16 protein-coding genes are annotated in these 14,881 nt (G+C 57.9%); 12 read left to right on the top strand and 4 right to left on the bottom strand.

All coding sequences use genetic code 11. From position 1 onward, the window contains the following. Window positions 1-301: 301 nt before the first annotated feature. The 4 genes from NKH17_RS32470 to NKH17_RS32455 form a co-directional block, all read right to left on the bottom strand. Window positions 302-1,252, bottom strand: a complete 951-nt coding sequence (locus NKH17_RS32470) for a LysR substrate-binding domain-containing protein (protein ID WP_352973460.1) — start codon at window positions 1,250-1,252, stop codon at window positions 302-304. Window positions 1,253-1,754: 502 nt separating this feature from the next. Continuing rightward, entirely contained in the window at window positions 1,755-3,776 is a 2,022-nt protein-coding gene (locus NKH17_RS32465; RefSeq protein ID WP_502910650.1) for a hydantoinase/oxoprolinase N-terminal domain-containing protein, read from the bottom strand. A 168-nt stretch (window positions 3,777-3,944) separates the two neighbouring features. Then, on the bottom strand, window positions 3,945-4,787 hold the full coding sequence (locus NKH17_RS32460) for an SDR family NAD(P)-dependent oxidoreductase (RefSeq protein WP_352973458.1): 843 nt from the start codon (window positions 4,785-4,787) through the stop codon (window positions 3,945-3,947). Then, a complete protein-coding gene (locus NKH17_RS32455) occupies window positions 4,765-5,526 on the bottom strand; it encodes an SDR family NAD(P)-dependent oxidoreductase (RefSeq protein WP_352973457.1) in 762 nt (253 codons plus the stop codon). The genes NKH17_RS32460 and NKH17_RS32455 overlap by 23 nt, the downstream gene beginning before the upstream one ends. Between NKH17_RS32455 and NKH17_RS32450 the strand changes: the two genes are divergently transcribed. The 12 genes from NKH17_RS32450 to NKH17_RS32395 all read left to right on the top strand — a co-directional run. Continuing rightward, entirely contained in the window at window positions 5,525-7,168 is a 1,644-nt protein-coding gene (locus NKH17_RS32450) for a M24 family metallopeptidase (protein ID WP_352973456.1), read from the top strand. The two genes, NKH17_RS32455 and NKH17_RS32450, sit on opposite strands and share 2 nt — an antisense overlap. A 115-nt stretch (window positions 7,169-7,283) precedes the next feature. Continuing rightward, window positions 7,284-7,703 (top strand): response regulator, encoded by a 420-nt coding sequence (locus NKH17_RS32445; RefSeq protein ID WP_352973455.1) that lies wholly within the window; start codon window positions 7,284-7,286, stop codon window positions 7,701-7,703. A 300-nt stretch (window positions 7,704-8,003) separates the two neighbouring features. After that, window positions 8,004-8,288 carry an enolase C-terminal domain-like protein gene (locus tag NKH17_RS32440; RefSeq protein ID WP_352973454.1) on the top strand — a complete coding sequence of 95 codons (285 nt, stop codon included), beginning with the start codon at window positions 8,004-8,006 and terminating at the stop codon, window positions 8,286-8,288. 64 nt (window positions 8,289-8,352) lie between these two features. Further along, window positions 8,353-8,535, top strand: a complete 183-nt coding sequence (locus NKH17_RS32435; protein WP_352973453.1) for a tautomerase family protein — start codon at window positions 8,353-8,355, stop codon at window positions 8,533-8,535. A 173-nt stretch (window positions 8,536-8,708) separates the two neighbouring features. Beyond that, window positions 8,709-9,080 carry a SemiSWEET family sugar transporter gene (locus NKH17_RS32430; RefSeq protein WP_352973452.1) on the top strand — a complete coding sequence of 124 codons (372 nt, stop codon included), beginning with the start codon at window positions 8,709-8,711 and terminating at the stop codon, window positions 9,078-9,080. A gap of 454 nt (window positions 9,081-9,534) precedes the next feature. After that, window positions 9,535-10,512, top strand: a complete 978-nt coding sequence (gene proX, locus NKH17_RS32425; RefSeq protein ID WP_352973451.1) for a glycine betaine/L-proline ABC transporter substrate-binding protein ProX — start codon at window positions 9,535-9,537, stop codon at window positions 10,510-10,512. A gap of 258 nt (window positions 10,513-10,770) precedes the next feature. Then, window positions 10,771-11,220 carry an SDR family NAD(P)-dependent oxidoreductase gene (locus NKH17_RS32420; protein ID WP_352973450.1) on the top strand — a complete coding sequence of 150 codons (450 nt, stop codon included), beginning with the start codon at window positions 10,771-10,773 and terminating at the stop codon, window positions 11,218-11,220. Continuing rightward, window positions 11,208-11,543, top strand: coding sequence for an SDR family NAD(P)-dependent oxidoreductase (locus NKH17_RS32415; protein ID WP_352973449.1), 336 nt, complete (start codon window positions 11,208-11,210; stop codon window positions 11,541-11,543). The genes NKH17_RS32420 and NKH17_RS32415 overlap by 13 nt, the downstream gene beginning before the upstream one ends. 233 nt (window positions 11,544-11,776) lie before the next feature. Next, window positions 11,777-12,787, top strand: a complete 1,011-nt coding sequence (locus tag NKH17_RS32410) for a thiamine pyrophosphate-dependent dehydrogenase E1 component subunit alpha (RefSeq protein ID WP_352756895.1) — start codon at window positions 11,777-11,779, stop codon at window positions 12,785-12,787. Next, entirely contained in the window at window positions 12,784-13,764 is a 981-nt protein-coding gene (locus tag NKH17_RS32405) for an alpha-ketoacid dehydrogenase subunit beta (protein WP_352973448.1), read from the top strand. The genes NKH17_RS32410 and NKH17_RS32405 overlap by 4 nt, the downstream gene beginning before the upstream one ends. Next, on the top strand, window positions 13,761-13,997 hold the full coding sequence (locus NKH17_RS32400) for a biotin/lipoyl-containing protein (RefSeq protein WP_352973447.1): 237 nt from the start codon (window positions 13,761-13,763) through the stop codon (window positions 13,995-13,997). Before NKH17_RS32405 ends, NKH17_RS32400 begins: the two co-directional genes overlap by 4 nt. Before the next feature lie 119 nt (window positions 13,998-14,116). Next, window positions 14,117-14,881, top strand: a 765-nt coding sequence (locus tag NKH17_RS32395; protein ID WP_352973446.1) for an SDR family NAD(P)-dependent oxidoreductase, incomplete at its 3' end; no start/stop codon positions are given.

Below are 14,881 nucleotides of genomic sequence, written 5' to 3'. Positions count from 1 at the left end.
TCTCCTGTCTGGAAGGTTGGCTCAACACCAAATCTTCTCAGACGGGGGCCTCCTCAGGCCAGACCCGCGCATCAGCTACCGCGGCAGCGGTTTAGTTCAATCACGCAAAACCGCTCTTGGGAATCCTCAAAACGCTCCCAGAACTAAAAAACTGCCAAAGTAGTGCTAGGCTAGGAGTCATGCACTTAGACGAACGAACGGAGGATCGGCTCGCATCAATCCTTGACTGAACGCTCCTCGCGCCGAACACCGCAAATCCTGCGATGCCTAATCCACAACTTTCCTCAATCAGCGAGCCAGATCAATGGCTTGCAGATAGTTCACCGGCGATCGGATAGCCCTTTATCGGACCGCCATAACGGCGGGTCAGCCATTCCTCGAACCGCTCCACAGAGAAATTCGGCTCTCGATTGGAAGGCCAGGCTATCTGATACGTATCCTCTGTTTGCACAGACTCGCAAAGCGGTGTCACCAAGCGCCCTGCATCAAGCAATTCGCCCAGTCCGCGAAGATATCCCAATGCCACACCCTGGCCCGCGAGGCACGCCTGGATCACGTTGTAGTAATTGTTGAATCTCATAGTTCGGTGGTTCTTGGGCTGCTCTAAGGAGAATTCTCGCAACCATTGACGCCAGCCTACCCATGATGGGTGTTGAGCCTGCATGTAGAGTAATTCACAATGCAGGAGGTCGGTCACTTTTTGAACGGGGCCGTGCGTCTTAAGATACTCTGGAGAGCATACCGGCGTCATAATATCTGAAAACAGGGATCGGATTCTAAGTCCAGGAAAATCAGGTCTGCCGAATGTGAACATTAGATCCACCTGCCCCGTCGGCTCGATTCCGTGAGGATCGGCGGTCACGACGAAAATCTCTGCGCCGCCAAAGCACTCCCTGAGCTCGGCCACCCTCGGCAAGAGCATAAATGTAGCGTTGGCTGTTGAGGTCGAGAGGACAATCTGTTGCCTCGACCGCTCTTGGATCAAGTCCTCCAGAGCGTCGATGACCTGAGAGGCCGCCGCAGAATAAGCCCTCAGCAGCCGATGACCAGCAGGCGTCAGCGAAATATGCTTGTGTGCTCGGACGAAAAGCGGCTGTCCTAGCCTGCTTTCAAGCTCCATGATTTGTTTGCTGACAGAACTCTGGGACAGCCCCACCTCTTCGCCCGCCATCGTAAAGCTTTCGCAACGGGCGGCTGCCTCGAAGGCCGGTAACAGCCTTTGGATATTCCGATAAAGCGTCTTTGATCTCATACGCCCTGTCGCAACAGTTTGAAGTTGGTTTCTGCCCAAGCATTCCAGTCCGAGGGACAACATCGGCTAACAAGCGTGCTCTGTTGTAACGACGGAATAGGTCGCGAACAACTATCACCGGATCGCAGGCCTGCGCCTGTCCGCCAACATCTGCGCCGATGCAGCCGCTCCCAACGCAGCCCGACGAGCTATATTAGCCTCATGTTCTTCCAAGCCGTCGGAGATCGTCGCTCTGCCTCCCTACCGCAGCTAGACCAGTCTCAGAACTCATTGATCAGAGCCAAATGATGGCAGCTGCTGCGATGCAGACGGCGGAGAAGAAGGTTTGGGCGCGCGGGTTGCGCTGCGGCGCCAATCCTGAGCTGTGCAGAAGCTACCAGGAATAGAGAAGAGGTTCTCTGTGAACGGATGAGCGACGGGATGGTGGCAGTTGTCCGTCCCATTATGTATGACAGCCTCTGCTGATGCGGGGTGCAGTACAGAAATTGATATGTTGTCGCCCCTACACCGCAATCCGTGGACGTCCCGACGCCACCGCCACCACATGCGCCTCGATGAACATGCGCTGGCTTTCGACGGTCGAGACGCGGAATTCGGTGGCGACTTCGATCTCGGCGCTGTCGGTGCCGGCGTCCTTGGCGCGCTCGGCAACGATGGCCCTCACATCGGCTTCGGCGGCGGCGATCGCCTTCACCTCGTCGGTAAAGTCGCGCACGATCTGGCCCGAGGCGAGGCGGAACAGGCCTTCCTGCGGTTGGCTGACGCGGGCTCCGGCCGAGACGCGGACCTGGCCGACGACGGCGCCGAGCGCGTTGGCGACGTCGGTATCGTCCGGCACGATGCAGCCATTTCCGATCAGCGGCGGCAGCCCGGCATAGTGCAGCGGCGCCGAGGCGCCGAGGCCGATCACCGGCCGGTCGAGCGCGACGCTGAGGCGGGCGATGCCGGGATGGGCATCGACGGCGCGCTGCACCAGCGCGTGCGCGACGGTCGCGGCACCGTCCAGCCCGTCCTCGGCGAAGGCGGTCTCCAATATGTATTCGGCGGACCAGCGGGTCAGCGTCACCAGCACGCGCTCGGCGAGCACTTCCGGCGTCACGGCGATGGCCTGGCCGCAGCCGTCGCGCTTGCGTGCAAACAGCTCGGCGCCGAGACGGGCGGTGGCGGCGTCCCAGTTGGACTGTTTGGCGACCACATGGGCGGCATCGGACGGCGTGAAGCCCGAAATATGCACCAGGCCGCGCGACACCAGCCGGTTCAGCGTGGCGTTCTGGGCATTCGAGCTGAGCAGCCGGTCGAGCGCCAGCGGCACCGCGCCGATCGCCTCGTAGAGTTTCGCTTCCGGCGCGGTGAGGCCGGCAGCAAGCCAGTCCGGCACGCCGGTGCGCACCGCGAAGCGGCCGTCCATGCGGCCGGGGTTGGGCGCGCGCAGCTGGCGTTCCAGCTCCGATGTCACCGCCTCGCCATGCACCATGCCGGCCAGCGCCAGCGGCACCAGGCGGCGTGGGCCAAGCAGTATTTTCGGGTTGAGCGCGCCGTCCTCCAGCGCCACTTCGGAATCGCCACCGAGGCCGAAGGTGCGCATGGCAACCGCCTCGACCATGGTGCGGAAGCCGCCCACGGTGGCGCCTTCCGGATCCAGCCGCGGCCGGCCGCTGTCGAGCACGGCGACGTCGGTCGTGGTGCCGCCGATGTCCGACACCACGGCATCGTCGAGGCCGGTCATGTGGCGGGCCCCGACCAGGCTGGCCGCCGGGCCCGACAGGATCGTCTCGATCGGCCGCTGGCGCGCGAAGGCCGCCGACACCAGCGCGCCATCACCGCGCACCACCATCAGCGGGGCCGCGATCTTGCGCGCTTCCAGAAACTCTTCGGTCGCCGCCACCAGCCGGTCGATCATCGAGATCAGGCGGGCGTTGAGAAGCGTGGTGAGTGCACGGCGCGGGCCGCCGAGTTTTGCCGACAGTTCGTGGCTGGCGGTGACCGGCAGGCCGGTCTTCTCGCGGATCAGGTCGCGGGCGGCCAGCTCGTGCGCCGGGTTGCGGGTGGCGAAATAGGCGCAGACGGCAAAGCCCGACACCGAGCCGGCGAGCTCCGGAAGTGCTGCCTCGAGGCCGGAGAGGTTGAGCTTGGCCGCATTGCCGTGCACATCGTGTCCGCCGGGCCAGAACAGCACCGGGTCGGTGCCGAGCGCCGTCTTCAACCCGTCGCGGGCAAGGTCGGCCTCGGAAAAGCCGATCATGATCAGCGCGACGCGGCCGCCCTGGCCCTCGACCAGCGCGTTGGTGGCCAATGTCGTCGACATCGACACCAGTTTTATCGCCGTGGGATCGGCGCGGGATTTTTCCAACACCGCGTCGACCGCGCCGGAAATGCCGACCGCCAGATCATGGCGCGTCGTCAGCGCCTTGGCCTTGGCCAGCACCTTGCCCTTCGGGCTGCCGGTCTCCGACCACAGCACGGCATCGGTGTAGGTGCCGCCGGTGTCGATGCCGAGGAACAGGGGCGTTGGTCTTACCCTCATTGACACTGATAGCTCTGATTGAACTGCATGGTCCGCGCCTCACATAATGCGTAACGGGCTTTAAGTCTCCTTCAGCGGGAGGTCATCAAAAATGCGACCGGCGTCGCAATGGCCTTCTGTCGAGAGCGACGCCGCCCGCACAATCCGTTCGAAGGGGCGAAGACATGCTTATGCCCGCGATTCCGCCAACTTGGCTCGGTATTCCTCATCCAAAATAGAGGGCAGGGGTATCTTTTTGGTTCGCGCGCCGTCAACGGAGATCATTTCACCGCTGACGAAACTCGACTCCTCACTGGCTAGCCAAAGTACGGCGTTGGCTATTTCCTTGGGAGCGCCAATTCTTCCTACTGGATGGAGTTGTCCCAATTCCCGCTCGATTAAACGCCGGTCGGGATGCATCTCGACATATGCACGGTTGAGATCAGTATCGATCCAGCCTGGGCAAACGGTGTTGCAGCGGATCCCGTCCGGCCCAAGGTCGACCGCCAGGCCCAGCGTAAGACCATGAACTCCGGCCTTGGTGGCAGCGTAAGCTGTATGCCAAGGGTTCACCATGTAGCCCTCGACAGACCCGATATTGACGATCGATCCCAACCCGATGCGCCTCATTTCAGGGACCACATACTTGGCCATCAGAAATGGGCCCCGGAGATTGACTGCCATTAGCCGGTCCCAGTCCTCGGCGGTCTGATCGTCGATCGACTTGTGAAGGACCAGACCCGCGTTGTTGACGAGGATATCGATCCTGCCAAATCTCTCGAGAACTTCGTCAACGAATGCGCGAATTGAACCTTCATTCGTGACGTCGAGAGAGACGAATGTGAGCCGCTCTGCGCCGGGCCCGGCGCAGTGATCGTCGCGCAAGTCGCCGATTACAACCGTCGCGTCTTCTTCGGCGAGCCTTTCAGCGATCGCACGCCCGATACCTCGATTGCCACCGGTAACGATGGCAACCTTTCCTGATAGTCGACTCCCCAAAATTTCCTCCCTATCCCGCCGTGAAACCGCCATCTATTGGGATGGCAACCCCTGTGATGTGCCTTGCTCCCTCGCTTGCAAGGAAGACTGCCAAACTCGCTATTTCCATCGGTGTAGCCACACGGCCCTGAGGACTTGAATCGATGTTCCTTTGGAGTACCTCTGCCGCTGTGACCGGCTTGGTATGAGCCGAGACGAGCATCGGCGTGTCCACTGCGCCGGGACATACGGCATTGATGGTGATCTGCTCTTTTGCGTGATCCAAGGCCATAGCTTGAGTCAGCGAAACGACCGCGCCCTTCGACGCGCAATAGGCGGCCAATCCTGGACAACCTACCAACCCCACGTTCGAGGCTATGTTGACAATGCTTCCACCGCCGGTACGTCGCATGGCCTTCACGGCGGCGCGACTGAAGTAGAATACCCCGTTCACATTAGCCTCGAAAGTCTCGCGCCAGGCATCGTCCGATGTCTCGACCGCGTCTCCACGCCGAATGATGCCGGCGCTGTTGACCAGCACGCTGACTTTGCCAAACCTTTGCGAGGTGTTCTCAACCACCCGATTGGCGAAAGCAGAGTCAGCCACGTCGCCGAGCATCAATTCGGCTTGGCAGTTGAGCTTTCTAGCCGAGTCCAGCGCCCGTTCACCTCGTTCGCGATCTCTGCCAACCAACATGAGTGACGCGCCCGTCGCGGCAAAGGCCTCTGCAACGGCCTCGCCTATACCGGATGTCGCGCCGGTAATGATTACCACTCTGTCAGAATGCGTCATGGAATTGCTTGCCCAGCCAAGTGATGCGGCCTGGCGAATATCTTCGTCGGCCAGTTTCTTGATTAAGTCGGCATACCTCTGGTCCGGTTCCTTTCGCAAGCAACCAAAAAATCATGCGGCGAACAAGCTGAAGTTATCGTTGTCGCCTCCTCGTTACAAACGACGGGATCGTCAATGTCCCGGGCTTGATCAGCCAAGCTGGACTCTCGCCTGCTCCAACCCGGCGGATGCCCGTCCGCCTAGCACGATCATGAGTCTCAGTTATGGCGCTAAAATTATTACTCATTTGAAGCGCAAGCATCCTCTCCCTACAGATTTCTGGATGCTGGACTCCCAGCTTTCCGGCCGCACTGCCGGTATGAGGGGGAAGGCCGCGAGTGGAGATGCGAGTGCAATGACCGAGAGCAAATTTTCTGGCGGCCCAGATGGCCTCCTGCTGCACGACAACTGGAGTGACTTGCGGCAATTTCGACCGATGCCGGACATCGACTTCAAGAGACTCGATGGCTATCGGAAGGAGCGGCTCAGGGCAGCGATGCGCCACGCAGATGTCGCTATGTGTGTCTTGGTAAGCCCCATCACGATCCGGTATGCGGTCGACTACAACTCATACTCTCTGTTCCAGTCGCACATTCCAGTCACATATCTCTTCTTGCCTCTCGACGGCCCCATTACTCTTCATCAAGGCACTCCTGGCCACCCTTCTTCTGCCGACCGCTTGAGGCTAGGCAGGCCGATGTCGTTTTTCGAGGGTGGCAACGAACTGGCAGAGGGCGCGAGGCTGCTCGCCGATGACATTGTTGCATTCCTGAGCGAAATCGGAACCACCAATCGCAGAGTGGCGGTCGAATACGTAAACCCGAGCATAACCCAGGCGCTTCTGCAGCGTGGATTGGAGGTCGTTGACGCGGTCGACATCGTCGAAGGGGCACGGGTTATAAAATCTGAAGACGAGATAGCCTGCATCCGCTGGGCATGTGCGGTAGCCGAGCACGGTATCGCACGCATGCAGGAAAGTATGGGCCCAGGCGTCACGGAGGCTCAGCTATGGGGCATTCTCAATTACACAAACCTCGCCAACCAGGGAGGCTGGCATGAGGGGCGTATGCTGGCGTCCGGACCGCGCATTAATCCGTGGCTGCAGGAGGCCACCCAACGGGTCATTGAACCTGGTGACCTGGTAGGATTCGACACCGACATGGTGGGCCCATTCGGGTATTTCTGCGACATTTCGCGAACCTTCTACTACGGCAATGATCGGCCTACCGCCCGGCAGCGGCAGCTCTATCAGTTTGCTTATGACGAACTGCAGACGAACATGAAGCTTATTCGGCCAGGGGTCACTATGAAGCAGTTGCAGGCATCTGCCTGGCCTGTGCCCGAAGAATTTCACGCGCAAGCTTACAGTTGCTTGATACACGGCGTCGGAATGTGTGACGAATATCCGCAAGTCAAACCGTTGTTCCGCGGTGCGGTGGCTTACGATGCCACACTTGAGCCGGGCATGGTGATCTGTGTTGAAAGTTACATCGGGGCGGTCGGCGAAAGAGACGGTGTGAAGCTTGAAGAGCAGCTGCTGGTCACTTCCGACGGTTACGAACTGCTCTCAAATTACCCGTTTGAAGAACGTCTTTTGAGCTAGGAGCTGGGGGGTGATCGATAAGCGCGGGCAAAACGCTGGAGCAGTCTTGCAGCGCAAAGCATCTCGATCCTCAGCAGACGAAGGGAAAGACTGACCAGCTGCAGGAGATGGCGAGTTGGGCCAACAGAAACTTGTGGGCCGTAGGATCCTGATCGGTTCAGATGATAGCGCTTTCGCTTTCCGGCTGAGCGACGCACTCGGCGCGGCGGGCGCTGAGGTCATCTATCCTGCGAATACGATTGAGGACATTCTAGACATGATCATGTCCTCATCGCGAATCGACGCCGCCATACTCGGCCTGTCGGTGCAGGGTGAAGTCACGTTCGTCGCGGCCGAGAATCTGGGTCGACGTCAGATCCCGTTCGCATTTCTAATTCGCCAAAACGCACCGGATATCCCCGAGGAATTCGAGGACATCGTTCAGCTCGAAACGTCCGGCAATCTGAGCAATATGGTTCGTCTTCTCCAAACGCTCATTATTCGAGCGCATCGCATCCGGGGTCGCGGAGAAGGTCTTGGCATTGGTGAGGCTTGAGGCGCTGCGATCCTACTCGCCAGGCGCGATTGACGCCGCGTCGCAGTCGGCAAAGGAATGCCACCGACGGCAGATCGCAGTTTTCACCGTATCCCGGTGTCAATCGTATTGTGGAACCATGACTCACAGTTATCCGGCCGGCGACTAATACTCATTTGAAGTGCGTCGCCAGTGGGCGTTATCTCACGCCAAGGGGAGCCATGCCCGGTGAACGAGCGGATACCAAAAGGGGCGGCCGCGCGATCATCTCTCCAGAGATGGGTTCGGAATGAAGGTTACCCGGATTGGGGGTTTTGAGGAATGTCGACTTTCCGCGACATCTGCGAGGCCCGTTCGCTTCCGCATACAAGCGATGATAGCTGGGGAGGCGATATAACCGGGGCGGCTTGCGACCATCTTGGGGCGACCGTCAGGCCAAATTTGTTTGAGGGGTGTAGCTGGGTGAACGAGATCTCTGACGAAAGTCACTATGATCCGAAGAACCCAATACGCGTCAGGGACGGCCACGTCCCGCTCCCGATTGGACCTGGGCTTGGTTTGGAAGTTGACGAAGCGATGTTCGGCGCACCCATAGCAGAGTTTTAAGCCCATTTATCAGCGGAGCTGTAAGTTTCAACAACCTACCAGCACAACAGAAGAGGAGAAAATCATGCCTGTTATACACATTGAGACGTTCAGGGCAGACGACGATAAGAAGGCACATCTGGCTAGCGAAATCACAAAGCTGTTCTGCGAACAGATGAACTTGAAGCCAGAACAGATTCACGTGGTTTTCGACGAATATGAACCCAACAATTGGGCTACTGGCGGGAAGCTTTGGTCGAGAATGTGACCGGATCCCCGTCGCAGGCGGCCCGCGACTAGATGTCCGGCGGCAGCCGACAGATATGCTTGCGCGACATCCTTAGCGCCGGCGCTGCCCGGCGACGCCGAGCGGCGCAAATCGCTCTATCCGGGGTTTGCGGATCCGGTTTGAACCTAGGGAAATCAGGCAAACGACAACTCATGGAATGGGTCACGGTGATCGGTTACTTGGCGGCACTATGCTCTGTCAGTGCGTTTACGCCGCAAGCTTGGAAGATCATCAAAACCCGCGACACCGGTAGCATCTCGGCTCCCATGTACGCAATTAATGTGGTGGGATTTGCGCTGTGGCTCGCCTTCGGAATACTCAAGAACGAGTGGGCATTGATCATCACTAACGTGCTCATCCTGGCTCTCTCGGCCTTCATTCTCGTCATGACGCTGCTTCCTCGCACGACGAAGAATGCCGTTGCCGACGCCCTCAATCCCGCTTCTGCACGCGCCGGACGGTCAGATGAGCAGGCCGATCCTGCCAATCGGGAGATGAAACACAAAGGTGACGTCCATCGCTAGACACGAAGGCGACGGACGGATGGCGGCCATTTAACGGGCTGCCACCTCGTGTCCTCGGCAACTCGAATCTGAAATCGTGCGAGAGGGATACGCAACACGTGGAACTTCGCGGCAAACAGACCTAGTCGGCCCGGAAACTGCGCGGGCTTGCTCCTGAACTCCAGCTTAGATCGGACGTTCAGCGGCGGGCAAATTTGCCGGCACAGGCGTGCACGTGGACGATGCTAACCCACTGTAATCATGACCTGTAGTTATTGCGCCCTCAACAAAAAGGCAATTGCGTTTAGCGGTCTGATCGATGAGCATCGATGGCAGTAACTCAATCCGTCTCATACTCGGCATTTGCGCCGAGCGGTTGCGCGAGAGAGATGGCGTAGGACACCGACTAGATGTCCGTCGGGACGAGAAAACTAAAGAATCGAGCATGGTGCTCGATACCTAGGGGAGAACAAAAATGAAACTTAAGCTCGTCTTCGCGACGCTCGCGCTAACGGCATGCTGTACTCTGACCGCTCGCGCCGATCAGGTGAAATATGGCTGGATCGGTGGGGTAAACGAAGAACTTTTCCAAGGCTATCTGGTCAGAGACGGCCTACGAGAGCTCGGGTATGACGTCGAAGAGCAGCCCGAACAGGTTCAGGTTCCACTCGCGCATACCGCGGTAGCCGCCGGCGATCTGCAGTTCTATCCGGCGCATTGGACGCCATTGCACGATGCTTTCTGGAAGGGAGCCGGGGGCGACGAGAAGCTCATGCGCGTCGGCACCCTCGTGCACGGGGACATTCAAGGGTATCTGATCGATAAAAAGACCGCGGACGCGACCGGAATCAAGTACCTTGAGGACCTGAAGGATCCGGAAAAAGCGAAGCTTTTTGATATCGACGGCAATGGCAAGGCGGATCTTTTTGGCTGCGACCCGGGCTGGGGTTGCGAACGTGTCATCGAACATCAACTCGATGCGTATGGTTTGCGCGACACCGTCGAGCATAAGCAAGGTGGCTATTTCGCAATCATGGCGGATGCCATCGAACGCATCAAGGAAGGCAAGCCGACGCTATACTATACTTGGATCCCTGGATGGATCGCGGGCGTGCTCGTCCCCGGAAAGGACGTCACATGGCTGAATGTGAAGTCGACCTCTCTTCCTGACGGCCAGACCGGAAGCACTGAGATCCAAGGCCTTGGTAATCTTGGGTTTCCGATCAACGACACCAAAGTCATCGCCAATACCACTTGGCTGAAAGCCAATCCCTCGGCAAAGAAATTCTTCGAGGAGCTAACGATCCCTGTGTTAGACGTGAGCGCCGAGAACAAGCTGATTTATGACGGCGAGAAAAATCCCGACCAAATGGCAAAACATGCCACGGACTGGATAACTGCTCACAAGACCCAGTGGGACAAGTGGATTGCGGACGCGAAAGCCGCAAAGTAGTTCATAATTTGAGGGCCGGACATTTCGTCCGGCTCTCCACTGTCCTGATGTTCATGCCGGCAAGAAAAGTGATAAGGACAGCGGCGCTCATATTCAACGCCGATGTCTTCGAATATTGGCAACAAGGCGCTGGTCGCGTGAGAAACCAGAACTGGATATTCGAGGCGGCCAGCCGATCACGGCCCGGAAGTCGCGCGGCGAAGCTCTAGTCGACGGTGAGGCACCAAAGACCGGCAGCCTTGCGGGAGACCGATCGAAATGAACTACCTGGAAAGATTTTCCCTGGCGGGTAAACGCGCCATTGTCACGGGCGGAGCCCGTGGCATTGGTCTGGAGATCTGCCGTGCGATCGGCCAGGCCGGGGCCGCTATTGTGCTCGTTGATTTGGATGAGACGGCTGCGCGTTCTGCTGCCTCAAATCTCGCGAGAGAGGGTCTCGCAGTCAGTCACAGGTTTCTTGATGTAACAAGGTCTGCCGACGTTACGGCTCTCGCTGACGATTTAAACAAAGAAAGTCCAATCGATATTCTCGTCAATAATGCCGGTGTTGGACCAAGGGCCGAAGCACTCGAGACCCTGGATGAGGTGTGGCTGAAAACAATGAGCGTCAACTCCGATGCGCCTTTCTGGTGTTCTCGCGCATTTGGACGCCATATGACTGAACGTGGTTCCGCAACATCGTCAATATTGGGTCCATGTGTGGTCTGATCGTGACCCAACCGCAAAACAATACCTGCTATATCGCCAGCAAAGGGGCGCTTCACATGATGACGAAGTCACTTGCTTGCGCCTGGGCAAAATTCAACGTTCGAGTAAACGCAGTTGCGCCCGGTTACATAGCAACTGACATGCTCGACCGGTTCAAGACCGACAATGCCATATGGCACGATCGGTGGATTCAACAGACCCCACTGGGACGCATGGGAACGCCGGAGGAAATCGCTTCAGCTGTGCTTTATCTCGCCAGCGACGCTTCCAGCTACTGCACGGGCACGATTCTGTCAGCCGACGGTGGATATACGTCCTTGTAGTCGGCAGGACATGGGCCACAATTCCCGATGGGTGGCGTCGCCGATAACAAGAATGACGGCCGAAACAAGTCGGGCCGGAACCCTATGGCGATCGATAGCGGATCGAGCTGGGAAATAACTCCCTGGCAGCCGATTCATCAAGATCGGTGGCTGGCCTGACAATGTTTCTATGAGCGGCTGTCAGGGCAGAGGCGCACCCAAATAGAAGAAGAATTCTGAAGCGGAGGTAATTGATGTCGAACATTCTGCCGCCCCAGCTGGCACGGAAGATGTACTCCGACATGTTTCGAATTCGTCAGTTCGACACGAAGGTGGTCGAACTTGTCGACGACGATCTGATTCCTGGCAGCTGTCACGAATATTGCGGGCAGGAGGCCGTCGCGGTCGGCGTCTGTAGCGCGCTGTCCGACAAAGACATCCTGACGAGTACCCATAGAGGGCATGGCCATACACTGGCCAAGGGAGGCAACGTCGGAAAAATGTTTGCGGAACTTTTCGGCAGGTCCACCGGCTACAACAAAGGCCGCGGGGGCTCCATGCATATTGCCGACGTTTCATTAGGCATTTTTGGTGCAAATGGAATTGTAGGTGCAGGGGCTCCGATCGCCTGCGGCGCGGCACACAAGTTCAAAGCAGCTGGCGAGCCGCATGTCGCGGTGTCGTTTTTCGGCGACGGCGCCATAAATCAAGGCGTCGTTCACGAGGCGATGAACCTTGCGGCAATCTGGCGCCTGCCGGTTATCTTTGTCTGCGAGAACAACTTGTACGCGATGACCACGCCCCTTCGCGACGTGACCATCCTAGAACTGTATGTGCGTGCGCAAGCCTATGGGATGGCGAGTACGAAAGTCGACGGTATGGATGTAGGCGCCGTATTCGAAGCGACCCTTTCTGCTGTTGAACGCGCACGGTCCGGTGGGGGCCCGAGCTTCATTCAATGCGATACCTACAGATACTTTGGCCATTACTCCGGCGAACGTCACATGAAAACGACCTACAGAACCCAAGAGGAAATCGAGAAGTGGAAGGAACGAGACCCATTGGATTTTTGGGCCGACCGTCTGATCGGTGCCTCAATCTGTTCGGCTCAAGATATTCAGCGCATGAAGCGAGAGGTGGATGAGCAAATTGCCGAGGGAGTAGAGTACGCTCGCCAGAGTCCAACGCCATCGTCGCAAGATGCGCTGGAATACATGTACGCTGTCACCTATCCGTACACCCCCGCCCAGGGAGCAGAGCAGTGAGACAGCTTCGTTTCCTTCAGGCCATGAACGAGGCCTACCGACAGGTCATGGCCGAAGACAAATCGGTGATGATCCTTGGTGAGGACATAAGGGGCGGCATTCGAGGCGAAACCAAAGGCTTGCACGCTGCCTTTGGCGACGACCGCGTTCTGGACACGCCTATCTCGGAGGCAGGATTCACCGGCTTCGCCACAGGCGCAGCGCTGGCCGGATTGCGCCCGATAGTCCAGTTCCAGGTTCCGTCTTTGATTTATGTTGCCTTTGATCAGTTGGTCAACCAGGCAGCGAAGATGAGGTTGATGTTGGGCGGCCAGGCAGATCTGCCGATTACGTACACCATCATGGTTTCCGGAACGAGAGGCGGCAACGCGGGCCAACACTCCGACAACCCTTACCCATATCTGGTACATGCCGGCTTCAAGGTGGTCTGCCCGTCCACCGGCTATGATGCGAAGGGGCTCATGATCCAAGCGATCCGCGAACAAGACCCCGTCGTATTTATCGGGTCCGCGATGTCTCTCCCGCAAAAAGGCGAGGTGCCAGAGGAAATCTATACGGTGCCCCTGGGCAAGGGACAGGTTAGGCGGCCCGGAACAGACGTAACTGTTGTGGCTGTCGGACATCTCGTTCCTGAGGCGCTCGCGGTGGCCGAGTCATTGTTCGAACAGCGGGGCGTAAGTGTGGAAGTCTGGGATCCCCGCACTTTGCTGCCGTTTGATCGAGACGGCCTGCTGGAGAGCGTGCGCAAGACCGGACGCGTCGTAATTTACGATGACACAAACCGCAGCTGCGGCTACGCCTCGGAAATAAGTGCGGTTCTGGGCGAACACGCCTTTTCATCTCTGATTGCGCCTATCAAGAGGGTCACGCGTGCTGACATCCCGCTTCCGTATAATCCCGAACTTGAGGCTGCCGTCCTACCTTCTCCAAAGCAACTGGAACAGGCGATCTGCTCTGTATGGAGTTATTCGAAATGATCGGTATCAAAATCCCCAAAATGGGCGCGGCCACGGTGGAAGTCGATCTCACGAAATGGCACGTTTCCAAAGGTTCGGCCGTCTCGCCCGGCCAGGTCATAGCGGAAGTGGAATCTGAAAAGACGACGATTGAGATTGAAGCGCAGCATGCTGGTGTGATTGAGGAGATTTGCGTTCCGGAAGGGTCAGCGACTGAAGTCGGCGTAGTCATCTGCCGGCTGCGCCCAACGTGATGCATTTCCCATTTGCTGAAATCTGCCACGCGCAGTCGGACGGCGCATGAGGCAATGACACCAGACCCACTGTAATCGCAGCTCCGGTTCAGAATCGTGATGGCGCAGGCATCGTATGCATGGATACCCAGAAAACTATGTCGGCTGACGGTCGTACGATGCAACATCGCGATATTGATGGCATGGCGGGCAGCTTCGGCCTGAAGGATCACGTCGTGGTTATTACAGGGGCGGCCGGCGGCCTCGGAACCGCACTTGCGAAACGGTTCTATCGGGAAGGTGCTCGACTGGCGTTGGCCGACTTCAATAAAGAAGGGGTATCGAAATTAGCGTCGGAATTGGATGCCACTGGTGAACGGGTGATATCTGTTGCCTACAATGCGACAGAGCCCTCCGATGCCGATAGGCTCGTTTCCGAGTGCATCTCTGCCTTCGGACATATCGATCACCTGGTGCCGGCCGCGGGGATTTTTGAAAGCCAGGCCATTGCCAATATGACGGACGAACAGTGGCGAAGGACAATGGCGATTAATCTCGACGGACTGTTCTACATCTGCAGACGAGCCATTCCATTTATTGCGGATGGCGGCACTATCGTGACTATTGCATCAGGTGCAGCACATTCGGGATCGCCCGGGCATGTACATTACTCGGCATCAAAAGGCGGAGTGCTAGTTTTTACGAAATCGTTGGCGAAAGAGCTTGCCCCGAAAGTCCGAGTGAATGCTGTCTCTCCCGGTACGATCGATACAAAAATGATCAAGGAGTTCATGAGGGAAAACGTAAGCGCCTTGCCGACCGCCTATGGATTTGGGCTTGACGTTTTCCGGAATCGCCAGGGCATGAGTTCCTCGATCTGGCTCTGCGGATGGCCGTTGATGATG

This window comes from Mesorhizobium sp. M1334 (assembly GCF_040317995.1).
Lineage (GTDB): Bacteria > Pseudomonadota > Alphaproteobacteria > Rhizobiales > Rhizobiaceae > Mesorhizobium.
The sequence above is the reverse complement of the archived record's forward strand: the minus strand, read 5'-3'. Positions and strand labels throughout refer to the sequence as shown.

What these genes read in the sequence shown, in the direction of transcription:
- NKH17_RS32415 (WP_352973449.1), top strand. Translation starts at nt 11,208, where the DNA reads ATGTGTGGTCTGATCGTGACCCAACCGCAAAACAATACCTGCTATATC.
- NKH17_RS32435 (WP_352973453.1), top strand. Translation starts at nt 8,353, where the DNA reads ATGCCTGTTATACACATTGAGACGTTCAGGGCAGACGACGATAAGAAG.
- NKH17_RS32470 (WP_352973460.1), bottom strand. Translation starts at nt 1,252, where the DNA reads ATGAGATCAAAGACGCTTTATCGGAATATCCAAAGGCTGTTACCGGCC.
- NKH17_RS32420 (WP_352973450.1), top strand. Translation starts at nt 10,771, where the DNA reads ATGAACTACCTGGAAAGATTTTCCCTGGCGGGTAAACGCGCCATTGTC.
- NKH17_RS32430 (WP_352973452.1), top strand. Translation starts at nt 8,709, where the DNA reads ATGGAATGGGTCACGGTGATCGGTTACTTGGCGGCACTATGCTCTGTC.
- NKH17_RS32450 (WP_352973456.1), top strand. Translation starts at nt 5,525, where the DNA reads ATGGAATTGCTTGCCCAGCCAAGTGATGCGGCCTGGCGAATATCTTCG.
- NKH17_RS32455 (WP_352973457.1), bottom strand. Translation starts at nt 5,526, where the DNA reads ATGACGCATTCTGACAGAGTGGTAATCATTACCGGCGCGACATCCGGT.
- NKH17_RS32410 (WP_352756895.1), top strand. Translation starts at nt 11,777, where the DNA reads ATGTCGAACATTCTGCCGCCCCAGCTGGCACGGAAGATGTACTCCGAC.
- NKH17_RS32400 (WP_352973447.1), top strand. Translation starts at nt 13,761, where the DNA reads ATGATCGGTATCAAAATCCCCAAAATGGGCGCGGCCACGGTGGAAGTC.
- NKH17_RS32460 (WP_352973458.1), bottom strand. Translation starts at nt 4,787, where the DNA reads ATGGCGGTTTCACGGCGGGATAGGGAGGAAATTTTGGGGAGTCGACTA.
- NKH17_RS32465 (WP_502910650.1), bottom strand. Translation starts at nt 3,776, where the DNA reads ATGAGGGTAAGACCAACGCCCCTGTTCCTCGGCATCGACACCGGCGGC.
- NKH17_RS32440 (WP_352973454.1), top strand. Translation starts at nt 8,004, where the DNA reads ATGTCGACTTTCCGCGACATCTGCGAGGCCCGTTCGCTTCCGCATACA.
- proX (WP_352973451.1), top strand. Translation starts at nt 9,535, where the DNA reads ATGAAACTTAAGCTCGTCTTCGCGACGCTCGCGCTAACGGCATGCTGT.